This window comes from Streptomyces sp. NPDC041968 (assembly GCF_055589025.1).
Genome location: NZ_JBVJCB010000005.1, coordinates 258,158 through 270,626 on the forward strand (window position 1 = coordinate 258,158; position 12,469 = coordinate 270,626).

The window sequence follows — 12,469 nt, forward strand, 5'->3', positions numbered from 1 at the left end:
GAGGTCAGCCCTCGACCGTGACGCCCATGGAGCGCGCGGTACCGGCGATGATCTTCTCCGCCTGGTCCAGGTCGTTGGCGTTGAGGTCGGGCATCTTCGTGGTGGCGATCTCACGGACCTGCTCGCGGGTGATCTTCGCGACCTTGGTCTTGTGCGGCTCGCCGGAGCCCTTCTCCACGCCCGCGGCCTTGAGGATCATCTTCGCGGCCGGCGGGGTCTTCGTGATGAAGGTGAAGGAGCGGTCCTCGTAGACCGTGATCTCCACCGGGATGACCCAGCCACGCTGCGACTCGGTCGCGGCGTTGTAGGCCTTGCAGAACTCCATGATGTTGACGCCGTGCTGACCCAGCGCGGGGCCGACCGGCGGGGCCGGGTTCGCGGCACCGGCCTGGATCTGGAGCTTGATGAGCCCCGTGACCTTCTTCTTCTTGGGAGGCATAGCTCTCCGGGTCCTTTCGATTCGGGTCCTGCCGGCATCCGGGGGCGACCCGGACACAGGCATACCGCACAACGATAACGGGTATAGATGCGCGGCCAAAAACCGAGCAGGTCAGGCAGGGCGCGAACGCCCGCCTGACCGGCTCGGAAGCAGTTGCGACCAGAGAACGACCGGTGTGCGGTGCTAGTTCTTCTGGATCTGGTCGAAGCTCAGCTCGACCGGGGTCTCGCGGCCGAAGATCTCGACGAGGCCCTTGACCTTCTTCGAGTCGGCGTTGATCTCGTTGATCGTGGCCTGCAGCGTCGCGAACGGGCCGTCGGTGACGGTGACCGAGTCGCCCACCTCGAAGTCCAGGACCTGGACCTCGACCTTGCGCTGCGGAGCGGGCTTGCCCTCGGCCTCGGCGGCCTCGCGGGCGGCCTTCTCCTCGGCCTCGGGGGCGAGCATCTTGACGATCTCGTCCAGCGTCAGCGGGTACGGGTCGTAGGCGTTGCCGACGAAGCCGGTGACGCCGGGGGTGTTGCGGACGACACCCCAGGACTCGTTGGTCAGGTCCATGCGGACCAGGACGTAACCCGGCAGCTTGTTCTGGCGGATCGTCTTGCGGTCGCCGTTCTTGATCTGGACGACCTCTTCCTGCGGCACCTCGGCCTGGAAGATGTAGTCCTCGACGTTCAGCGAGACGGCGCGCTGCTCGAGGTTGGTCTTCACGCGGTTCTCGTAACCGGCGTAGGTGTGGATGACGTACCACTCGCCGGGGAGGACGCGCAGCTCCTGGCGGAGCGCCTCGATCGGGTCGAGCTCGGGCTCGGGCTCCGCGGCCTCGTCCGCCGGCTCGGCGGTCTCGTCCTCCGCGGCCTCGTCCTCGGCGGTCTCGTCCGCGACGTCCTCGTCGGTCTCGTCCGCGACGACGGCGTCGTCGGCAGCCTCGGTCTCGGCGGAGACCTCGGTGTCCTCGTTGTCGGCGCCCTCGACGGTGCCGAGCTCGTCCTCGACGGACTCGACCGGCTCGATGGCGTCGTTCACGTTCGGGTCAGACACTGTGGCTGCTTCTTCCTGGATACATAGGGGTGGAACACGCGAAAGGGGCGCCGGGTACCTCGGCGCCCTTCGCTCTCGACTCAGCCGAAGACGTACTTGGCGGCGTGAGAGAAGCCATAGTCAATCAGAGTCACCAGGCCGATCATGATGACCACGAAGATGATCACCACGGTGGTGTACGTCGTCAGCTGGTTGCGAGTCGGCCAGACGACCTTGCGGAGCTCTGCGACGATCTGGCGGTAGAAGAGGGCGAGGCGCTTCAGGGGGCCCTTCTTGGCACGCTTGCCGCCCTTGCGGGACTTCTTGTCCGGCGCCTCGTCCTGGGCATCAGGCATGTCGATGGAGCCCACGGCGTCCGTCACTCGTCCTCACCTGATTCCGGGTCGTGGCCGTGCCGCGCCCGGTCTGAGCCGCACGGCGGTGCATTGCTGTACGTACATGCGCACACATCCTGGCGAAGGTGTGTGTAGCAGGGCCGGAGGGACTTGAACCCCCAACCGCTGGTTTTGGAGACCAGTGCTCTACCAATTGAGCTACGACCCTTTGTGTGCCCCCCAACGTACCGCATTCGCCCGGATGCTTGGTGTGCACCGAGTGACTGCGGGCCGGTGAAGGCCAACGAGGTGAGAGTGTACGTGTTCACGGGCCGGGCGTCGAACAGAAAGCACGCCCGGACTGATGTTCAGGGCGGGACCCGGTCCTGTTCAGTCCGTGAAACCCCTGTGCCGGGGAGGTTTCCGGTCTGGAACGATGGGGCCATGAGCGCTGCAACCCCACCCACCGAGCGCCGGGTCTCCGCCCGAGTCGGCTCGATCTCCGAGTCCGCCACCCTCGCCGTGGACGCCAAGGCCAAGGCCCTCAAGGCCGCCGGGCGTCCGGTGATCGGCTTCGGCGCAGGCGAACCCGACTTCCCGACGCCGGACTACATCGTCGAGGCCGCGATCGAGGCCTGCAAGAACCCGAAGTTCCACCGCTACACGCCGGCCGGCGGTCTGCCCGAGCTGAAGGCCGCGATCGCCGCGAAGACGCTGCGCGACTCCGGCTACGAGGTCGACCCCTCGCAGATCCTCGTCACCAACGGCGGAAAGCAGGCCATCTACGAGGCGTTCGCCGCGATCCTCGACCCGGGCGACGAGGTCATCGTCCCGGCGCCGTACTGGACCACGTACCCGGAGTCGATCCGGCTGGCCGGCGGTGTGCCCGTCGAGGTCGTCGCCGACGAGACCACCGGTTACCGGGTGAGCGTGGAGCAGCTGGAGGCGGCGCGCACGGAGAAGACGAAGGTGGTCCTCTTCGTGTCCCCGTCGAACCCGACGGGCTCGGTGTACTCCGAGGCCGAGACCGCAGCCATCGGCCAGTGGGCCGTCGAGCACGGCCTGTGGGTGCTGACGGACGAGATCTACGAGCACCTCGTGTACGGCGACGCCTTCTCCGTCTCCCTGCCGGCCCTGCTGCCCGAGCTGCGCGACAAGTGCATCGTGGTCAACGGCGTCGCGAAGACGTACGCGATGACCGGCTGGCGGGTCGGGTGGGTCATCGGCCCGAAGGACGTCGTCAAGGCCGCGACGAACCTCCAGTCGCACGCCACGTCCAACGTGTCCAACGTGGCCCAGGCTGCGGCGCTGGCCGCGGTCTCCGGTGACCTGGACGCGGTGGCGAAGATGCGGGAGGCCTTCGACCGGCGCCGCCAGACCATCGTGCGGATGCTCAACGACATCGACGGCGTGCTGTGCCCGGAGCCGAAGGGCGCGTTCTACGCCTACCCGTCGGTGAAGGCGCTCCTCGGCAAGGAGATCCGCGGCAAGCGTCCGCAGGACTCCGTCGAGCTGGCCGCGCTGATCCTGGAGGAGGCCGAGGTCGCGGTGGTGCCGGGCGAGGCCTTCGGCACGCCCGGGTACCTGCGGCTCTCGTACGCGCTCGGTGACGAGGACCTCGTCGAGGGCGTGAGCCGGATCCAGAAGCTGCTGGCGGAGGCCAGGGACTGACCTCCCCCGCTTCCCGCAGGGCACCCCGTGGCATCACGGGGTGCCCTGTTTGTTTGTGCGAGCAAGACCACGTACGGGGAAAGTGCTGTCGGGTCGGGCGTGTCGTGCGGCAGGATCACGGAATGGAGCGTGTACGTGATGTCTCTGAACTGCCGAAGGCCCATCTCCACCTGCACTTCACCGGGTCGATGCGGCCCGCGACCCTGCTGGAACTGGCCGACAAGCACGGCGTGCGTCTGCCCGAGACGCTGACCGAGTCGCTGGGCCGCGGGGAGTCGCCGAAACTGCGGGCGACGGACGAGCGGGGCTGGTTCCGCTTCCAGCGGCTGTACGACGCGGCGCGGTCGTGTCTGCAGGAGCCGGAGGACATCCAGCGACTGGTGCGGGAGGCCGCGGAGGAGGACCTGCGGGACGGGTCGGGGTGGCTGGAGATCCAGGTGGACCCGACGTCGTACGCGCCGCGGCTGGGCGGGCTGATCCCGGCGCTGGAGATCATCCTGGACGCGGTGGAGACGGCCGTGCGGGACACCGGGATCGGCATGCGGGTGCTGGTCGCCGCGAACCGGATGAAGCATCCGCTGGACGCGCGGACCCTGGCCCGGCTGGCGGTGCGGTACGGGGACCGGGGGGTCGTCGGTTTCGGGCTCTCCAACGACGAGCGGCGGGGCATGGCCCGGGACTTCGACCGGGCGTTCGCGATCGCCCGGGAGGGCGGGCTGCTGTCGGCTCCGCACGGCGGCGAGCTGACCGGTCCGGCGTCCGTGCGGGACTGCCTGGACGACCTGGAGGCCGACCGGATCGGGCACGGGGTGCGGGCGGCGGAGGATCCGCGGCTGCTGAAGCGGCTGGCGGACCGGCAGGTGACGTGCGAGGTGTGTCCGGCGTCGAACGTCGCGCTCGGCGTGTACGAGAAGCCGGAGGACGTGCCGCTGCGCACGCTGTTCGCGGCGGGGGTGCCGATGGCGCTGGGCGCGGACGACCCGCTGCTGTTCGGGGCGCGGCTGGCCGCCCAGTACGAGATCGCCCGCGAGCACCACGGTTTCACGGACGCGGAGCTGGCGGAGCTCGCCCGGCAGTCGGTGCGGGGATCGGCCGCGCCGGAGGACGTGCGGCGAAAGCTGCTGTCGGGGATCGACGACTGGCTGGCCGTCGATGGCGTCGCGCCGACGTCCCGGGGCCGGCACTGACGAGGGGCTGTGGCCCGGCGGACGGTGCCGCGCTCGAGGCGGACTCGACCGGCGGGTGAGTGCCCACTCCCTTGAATGGGCCTTGAAACGTGGGAGGTGGTGCGCCGATGGGTCAGCGCTCATCGGCCGGCGCCCCCTGCCCCGGACGCCGCCGCGCGGAATGGAGTACGCCATGAAGCTCACCGTCTTCGGTGCCACCGGAGGCACCGGCCGGGAGGTCGTCCGGCAGGCCCTCGACGCCGGGCACCACGTCACGGCCGTCGTGCGCGACCCCGCGCGGCTGCCCGGGAGCGGCGAGCGTCTGGAGGTGGTCCGCGCCGATCTGGACGACCTCGCTTCGGTGCGGACTGCCGTGGCCGGGCGGGACGCCGTGCTGTCCGCGCTGGGCCCCCGTCGCCGTGCCGATGCCGGTGTGGTGGCGCGGCTGACCCGCACGGTGGTCGGCGCGATGGAGGCGGAGGACGTGCGCAGGGTGCTGGTGGTCAGTGCCATGCCGGTGGGCCCCCGGGCTGCGGACGAGGGGCTGCTGGACCGAGGGGTGCGGGGCGTGATCTCCACGGTCTTCAAGGACGTCTACGCCGACCTGCGCGTCATGGAGGACGACCTGGCGCGCAGTGACACGGACTGGACGGTGGTCCGGCCGCCCCGGCTGCAGGACAGGCCGCTGACCGGCCGGTACCGGACGGTGGTCGGCGGTTTCCCGGCCAAGGGGCGCTTCCTCGGGCGTGCCGAGGTGGCCCACGCGATGCTCGCGATGACCGGCGACCCGGGGACGGTACGGCAGGGCGTGGGGATCTCCTACTGACGCCCGGCTTCGGCTTCGGCTTCGGCTTCGGCTTCGGCTAGAGGCTGACGCCGACCGTCACCGGTTCGTTGACCAGCGTGATCCCGAAGGCCTCGCGGACGCCGGCGACGACCTCGCGGGCCAGGGCGAGCAGATCCTCCGTGGTCGCCTCGCCCCGGTTGGTGAGGGCGAGGGTGTGCTTGGTGGAGATGCGGGCGGGTCCGCTGCCGTACCCCTTGGTGAAGCCGGCCTTGTCGATCAGCCAGGCGGCGGACGTCTTGATGCGGCCCTCGCCCGCGGGGAAGGCGGGCGGCTCGACGCCGTCGCCGAGGCGCTCGTCCACGCGCGCGCGGAAGGCCACGAACTCCTCGTCCGTGAGGATCGGGTTGGTGAAGAACGACCCCGCCGACCAGGTGTCGTGGTCCTCCGGGTCCAGGACCATGCCCTTGCCCGCGCGCAGCTTCAGCACGGTCTCGCGCGCGGTGGCCAGCGGCACCCGGTCACCGGGCTCGACGCCCAGGGCGCGGGCCGTCTCCGCGTAGCGCAGGGGCGCGGAGAGACCGTCGGCGTCCTCCAGGGCGAAGCGGACGCGCAGGACGACATACCGCTCGGGCTCGGCCTTGAAGCGGCTGTGCCGGTAGGAGAAGGCGCAGTCGGCGTTGGTGAGGGTGACCGTCCGGCGGGAGCGGCGGTCGTACGCGGTGACCTCGGTGATCGTGGAGGAGACCTCCTGGCCGTACGCCCCGACGTTCTGGATGGGGGTGGCGCCGGCCGAGCCGGGGATGCCGGCCAGGCACTCCACGCCCGCGAGTCCGGCCTCGACGGTGCGGGCGACGGCGTCGGTCCAGATCTCGCCGGCCGCCAGCTCCAGCGTCGTCCCGTCGAGGGTGAGGCCGCGGGTGGCGAGGTGCAGGGCGGTGCCGTCGAAGCCCTTGTCGCCGATGACCAGGTTGGAGCCGCCGCCGATGAGCAGCAGCGGCGTGCCGTTGTCGTCGGCCTCGCGGACGGCGGCGATCACCTCGGCGTCGGTGGTAGCGGTGACCAGCCGGGTCGCCGGTCCTCCCAGCCGGAAGGTGGTCAGCGGGGCGAGGGGGGCGTCATGGAGTTCCTGCACGCGCTCAAGACTACGAGACGGCACCGACAGCCCCGGGCAGCGGGAAACGCCCCGGCCGGTCGGCCGGGGCGTCCCCTCTCTCGTCCTGGGTGCTCATGTCAGGCGCCGTCGGACCTCCTCCCAGCTCACCGGCAGGTCGTCGCTGGACGCGGACCAGGTGGCGAACTCGGCGTCCCGCATCTGTGCGGACAGGCCTCGGGCGGTCGGCGCGTGGGTGCCCGAGCGGGCGAAGGCCTTGAGCGCCTCGGGCGACTCCCAGGCGGACAGGGTCCAGAAGGTCCGCCGGAAGGGCTCCGCCTTCAGGGAGGCCCCGTACGCTCCGGGCGCGCTTCTGACCTGGCGCCACACGCGCGGCGTGGCCGCCAGGAACTTCAGCGCCCCCCAGAGGGTGCGGGTCTCGAAACGGGAGGCGAAGACGTGGACCTCGGTGGCCCGCGGCGGCCGGTGGGGCGTGGTCCAGGGAAGGGTGGGCATGTCGGCTCCTTTCGGTTCCGTCGCTCGTGGACGTCAGCGGGACGCCGTGTGTCCGGTGCCGGCCAGCGCCGACTCAGCCGCGGGTACGGGCCCCGTCCCCACCTCGGCCGTGCCCGGGTCACCACCGCGGCGGCGCCCCGGGACGAACAGGGCCGCGACGCCTCCCAGGGCCACGATCCCTGCGCCCGCCGCGACCGCGGGCCGCAGTCCGTCGACGAAGGCCTGCGGGGTCTCGTAGCCGCCCTGGGCCGAGAAGATCGATGCCATGACCGCGATGCCGAGCGCTCCGCCCACCTCGCGCAGGGCGTTGTTGGCGCCGGAGGCGATGCCCTGTTCCTTCGCGGTGACACTGGACATCACGAGCGCGGAGGCGGGGGCGAAGTACAGGGCCATGCCGATGCCGCTCATGATGAGGCCGGGCAACTGGCTGCCGTAGGAGGCGTCGGTGGTGACCACGTAGGCGAGGTGGCCGAGGCCGGCCGCCTGGAAGAAGAGCCCGGCGGCGACGACCGGGCGCCCTCCGACGCGGTCCGAGAGGATGCCGGCGATCGGCGCGACCAGCATCGGCATGCCGGTCCAGGGCAGCATGCGCAGGCCCGCCTCGGTCGGCGAGTAGCCGAGCACGTTCTGCATGTACTGACTGAGCAGGAAGATCGAGCCGAACATCCCGAGGAACATGAGCAGGCTCGCCGCGTTGATGCCGGAGAAGGCGCGGGAGCGGAAGAGGCGCATCGGGAGCATGGGGTTCCGGGCGCGGATCCCGTGGTGGACGAACCCGACGAGCAGCGCGGCCCCGGCGAACAGCGCCGTCAGCACCACCGGGCCGGTCCAGCCGTCGACGGGCCCACGGACCAGGCCGTAGACGATGCCGAAGAGTCCGCCGCTGGCGAGCAGGGTGCCGGGGAGGTCGAGCGGTGCGCCGTTCCCGTACGACTCGTTGAGGCGGAGGCGGGCGAGCGGCAGCAGCGCGAGGCCCAGCGGCACGTTCAGCCAGAAGATCCACTGCCAGGAGACGTACTCGGTGAGGCTGCCGCCGACCAGGGGACCGGAGGCCACGGCCAACCCGTTGACCGCCCCCCAGATGCCGTACGCCATCCCGCGCCGCTCGGCGGGCACGGCGGCCGTGAGCAGGGTCAGCGTCAGCGGCATCATGATCGCCGCGCCGACGCCCTGGACCGCGCGGGCGGCGATCAGGGAGTCGAGGCCGGGCGCCATGGCCGCGGCGGCGGAGGCGCCGGTGAAGACGGTGAGTCCGACGACGAAGAGGCGGCGGCGGCCGAAGCGGTCACCGAGGGCCGCGCCGAACATCAGGAGGACGGCGAAGGTGAGCGTATAGGCGCTGACGGTCCATTCGAGGTCGTGCATCGCCCCGCCCAGGTCCTCACGGATGGAGGGCAGGGCGGTGGTGACGACGAGGTTGTCCAGGGCCGCCATGAAACCGGCGATGCTGGTGATGACGAGGGCCCAGACCGCTCCCCCGCCGCGTGAGCCGCGTTGCGTGCCGTGCTGTGACATCTCTCCCCCAGAGGGTGTGCACTGCTTGCTTGCCGTTTGGTTAGTAATCGATGACTAACTTTCGCTGCCGCACGAGAGCGCGCTCCCGCACGCCTTCGACCGCTCCTACGTGTCTTCCCGGCCCTCTTTGAGGCGCGCCGAGAGGTAGAAGCCGTCCCAGATCCGGTGCCCCGGCGGGAAGCCCATCCCGGCCAGCGCGTTGATGAGCATGCCGTACGCCATGAAGGTCGTCGTCTCGGAGACGTCCCCGCCCAGAGGCAGGTGCACGGCGTCCCAGAGTTCGAGCCAGCCCTTGCGCACCATCTTGCCGAACTCGTGGTCACCGGCCGCCTCGGCGGCGGCGACCGCGACGTACACCTGCAACTGCATCTGGAGCTTCTCGGGGTGATCGGCGATCAGCTGCATGTAGGCCTCGGCCATGGCGTGCAGGGCCTCTTCGCCGTGCAGGCCGTCGGAGGCCTCCACGAAGACCTTGCGCGTGTCCTCCAGGCAGCGCTCCGCCACCGCCAGGAAGATCGCCTTCTTCCCCGGGAAGAGCCGGAAGAGGTACGGCTGGGACACCCCCACCCGCTTGGCGATGACCTCCGTGGAGGTGCCGTAGAAGCCGCCCTGGGCGAACTCGGTCGTCGCCGCCCGGATGACGCTCTCGCGCCGCTCCTCCGCACTCATCCTGACCATGGGAACGAAGTTAGTACTCAATCACTAACTTCGTCAAGGCGCCGTCGGCGGAGGGTGCTCTCCGCGTCAGTAGGGGGCGCTCTCCGTAAGAGGCGCTCTCAGTAAGGGGCGATCTCTACGGAGAACGCCCCTTACCTTGGCGGTCCGGCGGGACGGCGGTCAGGCGGGACGGCGGTCAGGTCACACCGGACCGGAGCGCCTCAGCCCAGGCGTACGACGGCTCGGGACATGCCGAGGACCTTCTGGCCGCCGCTGGTGGCGGTGAGGTCGACGCGGACGGTGTGGTCGTCGAGCTTGGCCGCGACCTTGCCGCTGACCTCGATCACGGCGCCCTGGCCGTCGTCGGGGACGACGACGGGCCGGGTGAAGCGGACGCCGTACTCGACGACCGCCCCCGGATCACCGGTCCAGTCGGTGACCACGCGGATCGCCTGGGCCATCGTGAACATGCCGTGCGCGATGACGTCCGGCAGACCGACCTCCCTGGCGAACCGCTCGTTCCAGTGGATCGGGTTGAAGTCGCCCGAGGCACCCGCGTACCGCACCAGCGTGGCGCGGTCCACGGGGAAGCTCCGCGGGGGCAGTTCGGTGCCGACCTCGACGTCGCTGTAGGCGACCTTCGCCGTCATGGGATGCTCACGCCTCCTCGGCCGCGCGGGCCACGAGCTTGGTCCAGGCGGTCACGACGTGCTCGCCGGCCTCGTCGTGCACCTCACCACGGATGTCCAGGATGTCGTTGCCCGCCATCGACTTGACCGCCTCGATGGTCGAGGTGACCGTCAGCCGGTCACCGGCCCGCACCGGACGGACGTAGGCGAACTTCTGGTCGCCGTGCACCACCCGGCTGTAGTCCAGGCCCAACTGCGGGTCCTCGACGACCTGCCCCGCCGCCTTGAACGTGATCGAGAACACGAACGTCGGCGGAGCGATCACGTCCGGGTGACCGAGGGCCTTCGCGGCCTCCGTGTCCGTGTACGCCGGGTTCGTCTCCCCCACCGCTTCCGCGAACTCGCGGATCTTCTCCCGGCCCACTTCATAGGGCGCGGTCGGCGGATACGTCCGCCCCACGAACGTCTGGTCGAGCGCCACGGGTGGCAACCTCCTGCTGCTCTTCTCTTGGCCAGTCTCTTCTTGACCAGGAACGACTCGAGGCCGCCCCCAAGCTTCGGGGACGGCCTCGAGTACGAGCCTTGATTATCGCGTTTCGCGGTGCGCGGTGTGCGCGTTGCAACGCGGGCAGTGCTTCTTCATCTCCAGTCGGTCCGGGTTGTTACGCCGGTTCTTCTTGGTGATGTAGTTCCGCTCCTTGCACTCCACGCAGGCCAGCGTGATCTTCGGGCGGACGTCGGTGGCAGCCACGTGAGTGCACTCCTTGACGAACGGATTGATGGTATTAACGCAGGAAAGAGTAGCCGATTGAAGGACCGACCCCGCAATCGGCTACTGAGAGTAGCGGTGACCGGACTTGAACCGGTGACACAGCGATTATGAGCCGCTTGCTCTACCGACTGAGCTACACCGCTGTGATGTGATCGGGCCCCGCCTCGCGGCGGGAACCTCTCACACCAGAGCCCCAATACGGAATCGAACCGTAGACCTTCTCCTTACCATGGAGACGCTCTACCGACTGAGCTATTGGGGCGAGCGATGAAGACATTACACGGTTGCCCGCCGTTCGCCCAAATCCGTTTCGCCGCCCGTGCCCCGGCCCGCCCCCATCGGTGTGCAGGCGACGGGAACCGGCCCCCACGGCCGCCCGCGGTCCGCCCCGCGCGGCCGCCCGGCACGACCGCCCGGCACGACCGCCCCGCACGCTGGGCCGACGGCTGACCGGTGGCGGGCGGGGCGGACCGCGGCCGGTACGACTATTGCCCTCCTCCGCGCCAGGGGCTGATCACCGTCCTAGGCTCGTCCCACTCTGCGTGATCTTGCGTCCCCCACTGCGCAGCCCCGAGCCCAGAGGAGTGCGATGCCCGACAGCCAGCCGCAGCCGCCCCACTCGCCCTCCCCTTCGGGCCCCGCCCGCCCCAGCTCGCTCCTGCTGTCCGGAGCACGGCTCACCGACGGCCGGACCGTGGACGTGCGCCTGTACGGCGGACGCATCGAGGCGGTCGGCACGGCCGGCAGTCTGGTGGCCCGCACACCGGGTCCCGGAAGCCGCGTGGACCTCGCCGGCTACCTGCTCCTCCCCGCCCCCGCCGAGCCCCACCTCCACGGCGACACGGCGCTGACGGCCGACGCCCCGGCCCCTGCCTCCCACGACCCCCACGACGTCCAGCGGCGGGCCACGGAAGCCGCCCTGCTCCAGCTGGGGCACGGGGCGACGGCCCTGCGGGCGCACGTGCGCGTGGGTGACGTCGCGGGGCTGGGCGCGCTGACGGGGGTGCTGCGGGCGCGGCGCTCGCTGCGAGGGCTCGCCGAGCTGTCCGCGGTGGCGATGCCGAGGGTGCTGACCGGGGTGGCCGGGGCGGACGGGCTGGCGCTGCTGCGGGACGCGGTCAAGATGGGCGCGGACGTCGTCGGTGGATGCCCGGACCTGGACCCCGATCCGGCGGGGTACGTGGAGGCGGTCCTGGAGGTCGCCGCGGAGCACGGCTGCCCGGTCGACCTGCACACGGACGCCGCCGACCCGACACGGCTGGCCCGGCTGGCGGCGATGGCGGGCGGACTGCGCCCAGGAGTCGCCCTCGGCCCCTGCGACGGTCTGGGCCGGCTCCCCTCCGACGTGGCCTCCCGGGCCGCGGACGGGCTGGCGGCGGCCGGGGTGACGGTGGTGTGCCTGCCACAGGGCCCCTGCGGCACCGAGGGCTCCCGCGACGGCGCGGCTCCGGTACGGCTGCTGCGGGCGGCCGGCGTGCGGATCGCCGCCGGGAGCGGTGCGCTGCGGGACGCCGCCAACCCCGTCGGGCGCGGGGACCCCCTGGAGGCGGCGTACCTCCTGGCCTCGCGCCAGGGGCTGCGCCCCGACGACGCGTACGACACGGTGAGCACGGCGGCGCGGGCGGCGCTGGGCCTGCCCGAGGTACGGGTGGAGGCGGGGTTCCCCGCCGAACTCCTCGCGGTGCGCGGGGACCGGCTGGCAGCCGCCCTCTCCCTGGCGTACAGCCGCGTCGTGGTGCACCGGGGGCGCGTGGTGGCACGGACGAGCGCGGTACGGGAGTACGGCGACTCGACGTCCCCGACGGATCTCGACCTCCCCCGGCAGGGACGCGGAGGGCGTGGCGAACCGTCCTGACGGGGTGGACCGGGGGC

Annotated in this window: 14 protein-coding genes and 3 tRNA genes; 4 read left to right on the forward strand and 13 right to left on the reverse strand. The window is 71.0% G+C overall.

The annotated features are described in order from the left end of the window. Window positions 1–4: 4 nt before the first annotated feature. The 4 genes from rplK to ACZ6EG_RS14850 form a co-directional block, all read right to left on the reverse strand. Window positions 5–439, reverse strand: coding sequence for a 50S ribosomal protein L11 (gene rplK / locus ACZ6EG_RS14835; protein WP_073725164.1), 435 nt, complete (start codon window positions 437–439; stop codon window positions 5–7). Between the two features lie 183 nt (window positions 440–622). Beyond that, window positions 623–1,480 (reverse strand): transcription termination/antitermination protein NusG, encoded by an 858-nt coding sequence (gene nusG / locus ACZ6EG_RS14840; RefSeq protein ID WP_391969969.1) that lies wholly within the window; start codon window positions 1,478–1,480, stop codon window positions 623–625. Between the two features lie 80 nt (window positions 1,481–1,560). After that, entirely contained in the window at window positions 1,561–1,842 is a 282-nt protein-coding gene (secE, locus tag ACZ6EG_RS14845; RefSeq protein WP_356601704.1) for a preprotein translocase subunit SecE, read from the reverse strand. A 108-nt stretch (window positions 1,843–1,950) separates the two neighbouring features. Then, a tRNA-Trp gene (locus tag ACZ6EG_RS14850) sits at window positions 1,951–2,023 on the reverse strand. 215 nt (window positions 2,024–2,238) lie between these two features. Between ACZ6EG_RS14850 and ACZ6EG_RS14855 the strand changes: the two genes are divergently transcribed. From ACZ6EG_RS14855 to ACZ6EG_RS14865, 3 genes are all read left to right on the forward strand, one after another. Continuing rightward, on the forward strand, window positions 2,239–3,465 hold the full coding sequence (locus ACZ6EG_RS14855; protein ID WP_391969970.1) for a pyridoxal phosphate-dependent aminotransferase: 1,227 nt from the start codon (window positions 2,239–2,241) through the stop codon (window positions 3,463–3,465). Window positions 3,466–3,587: 122 nt separating this feature from the next. After that, the gene (locus ACZ6EG_RS14860) at window positions 3,588–4,652 is read left to right on the forward strand and encodes an adenosine deaminase (RefSeq protein WP_469604662.1); all 1,065 of its coding nucleotides are present in this window, start codon (window positions 3,588–3,590) and stop codon (window positions 4,650–4,652) included. 172 nt (window positions 4,653–4,824) lie between these two features. Continuing rightward, on the forward strand, window positions 4,825–5,457 hold the full coding sequence (locus ACZ6EG_RS14865; RefSeq protein ID WP_469604665.1) for an NAD(P)-dependent oxidoreductase: 633 nt from the start codon (window positions 4,825–4,827) through the stop codon (window positions 5,455–5,457). A gap of 37 nt (window positions 5,458–5,494) precedes the next feature. Here ACZ6EG_RS14865 and ACZ6EG_RS14870 read toward each other — a convergent pair whose 3' ends face one another. The 9 genes from ACZ6EG_RS14870 to ACZ6EG_RS14910 form a co-directional block, all read right to left on the reverse strand. Continuing rightward, window positions 5,495–6,550: a UDP-N-acetylmuramate dehydrogenase gene (locus ACZ6EG_RS14870; RefSeq protein WP_469604668.1), complete on the reverse strand. Its 1,056-nt coding sequence runs from the start codon at window positions 6,548–6,550 to the stop codon at window positions 5,495–5,497. A 93-nt stretch (window positions 6,551–6,643) separates the two neighbouring features. After that, window positions 6,644–7,024, reverse strand: coding sequence for a DUF3291 domain-containing protein (locus tag ACZ6EG_RS14875; protein ID WP_391969974.1), 381 nt, complete (start codon window positions 7,022–7,024; stop codon window positions 6,644–6,646). Between the two features lie 33 nt (window positions 7,025–7,057). Next, the gene (locus tag ACZ6EG_RS14880; RefSeq protein WP_469604671.1) at window positions 7,058–8,539 is read right to left on the reverse strand and encodes an MFS transporter; all 1,482 of its coding nucleotides are present in this window, start codon (window positions 8,537–8,539) and stop codon (window positions 7,058–7,060) included. Between the two features lie 105 nt (window positions 8,540–8,644). Beyond that, window positions 8,645–9,217, reverse strand: coding sequence for a TetR/AcrR family transcriptional regulator (locus ACZ6EG_RS14885; RefSeq protein WP_391969976.1), 573 nt, complete (start codon window positions 9,215–9,217; stop codon window positions 8,645–8,647). A gap of 200 nt (window positions 9,218–9,417) precedes the next feature. After that, window positions 9,418–9,846, reverse strand: coding sequence for a MaoC family dehydratase (locus ACZ6EG_RS14890; RefSeq protein ID WP_469604675.1), 429 nt, complete (start codon window positions 9,844–9,846; stop codon window positions 9,418–9,420). A 7-nt stretch (window positions 9,847–9,853) separates the two neighbouring features. Beyond that, on the reverse strand, window positions 9,854–10,306 hold the full coding sequence (locus ACZ6EG_RS14895; RefSeq protein WP_469604678.1) for an FAS1-like dehydratase domain-containing protein: 453 nt from the start codon (window positions 10,304–10,306) through the stop codon (window positions 9,854–9,856). A gap of 105 nt (window positions 10,307–10,411) precedes the next feature. Continuing rightward, on the reverse strand, window positions 10,412–10,576 hold the full coding sequence (gene rpmG / locus ACZ6EG_RS14900) for a 50S ribosomal protein L33 (protein ID WP_003948671.1): 165 nt from the start codon (window positions 10,574–10,576) through the stop codon (window positions 10,412–10,414). Window positions 10,577–10,667: 91 nt separating this feature from the next. After that, window positions 10,668–10,740: transfer RNA gene (locus ACZ6EG_RS14905), tRNA-Met, on the reverse strand. A gap of 46 nt (window positions 10,741–10,786) precedes the next feature. Further along, a tRNA-Thr gene (locus ACZ6EG_RS14910) sits at window positions 10,787–10,859 on the reverse strand. Between the two features lie 327 nt (window positions 10,860–11,186). Between ACZ6EG_RS14910 and ACZ6EG_RS14915 the strand changes: the two genes are divergently transcribed. After that, window positions 11,187–12,452: an amidohydrolase family protein gene (locus ACZ6EG_RS14915; RefSeq protein ID WP_391969978.1), complete on the forward strand. Its 1,266-nt coding sequence runs from the start codon at window positions 11,187–11,189 to the stop codon at window positions 12,450–12,452. The last annotated feature ends 17 nt before the right edge of the window (window positions 12,453–12,469 follow it).

Coding starts and splice junctions, on each gene's coding strand:
- rplK (WP_073725164.1), bottom strand. CDS start 439: ATGCCTCCCAAGAAGAAGAAGGTCACGGGGCTCATCAAGCTCCAGATC.
- ACZ6EG_RS14855 (WP_391969970.1), top strand. CDS start 2,239: ATGAGCGCTGCAACCCCACCCACCGAGCGCCGGGTCTCCGCCCGAGTC.
- ACZ6EG_RS14860 (WP_469604662.1), top strand. CDS start 3,588: ATGGAGCGTGTACGTGATGTCTCTGAACTGCCGAAGGCCCATCTCCAC.
- ACZ6EG_RS14865 (WP_469604665.1), top strand. CDS start 4,825: ATGAAGCTCACCGTCTTCGGTGCCACCGGAGGCACCGGCCGGGAGGTC.
- ACZ6EG_RS14875 (WP_391969974.1), bottom strand. CDS start 7,024: ATGCCCACCCTTCCCTGGACCACGCCCCACCGGCCGCCGCGGGCCACC.
- ACZ6EG_RS14880 (WP_469604671.1), bottom strand. CDS start 8,539: ATGTCACAGCACGGCACGCAACGCGGCTCACGCGGCGGGGGAGCGGTC.
- ACZ6EG_RS14885 (WP_391969976.1), bottom strand. CDS start 9,217: ATGGTCAGGATGAGTGCGGAGGAGCGGCGCGAGAGCGTCATCCGGGCG.
- ACZ6EG_RS14890 (WP_469604675.1), bottom strand. CDS start 9,846: ATGACGGCGAAGGTCGCCTACAGCGACGTCGAGGTCGGCACCGAACTG.
- ACZ6EG_RS14915 (WP_391969978.1), top strand. CDS start 11,187: ATGCCCGACAGCCAGCCGCAGCCGCCCCACTCGCCCTCCCCTTCGGGC.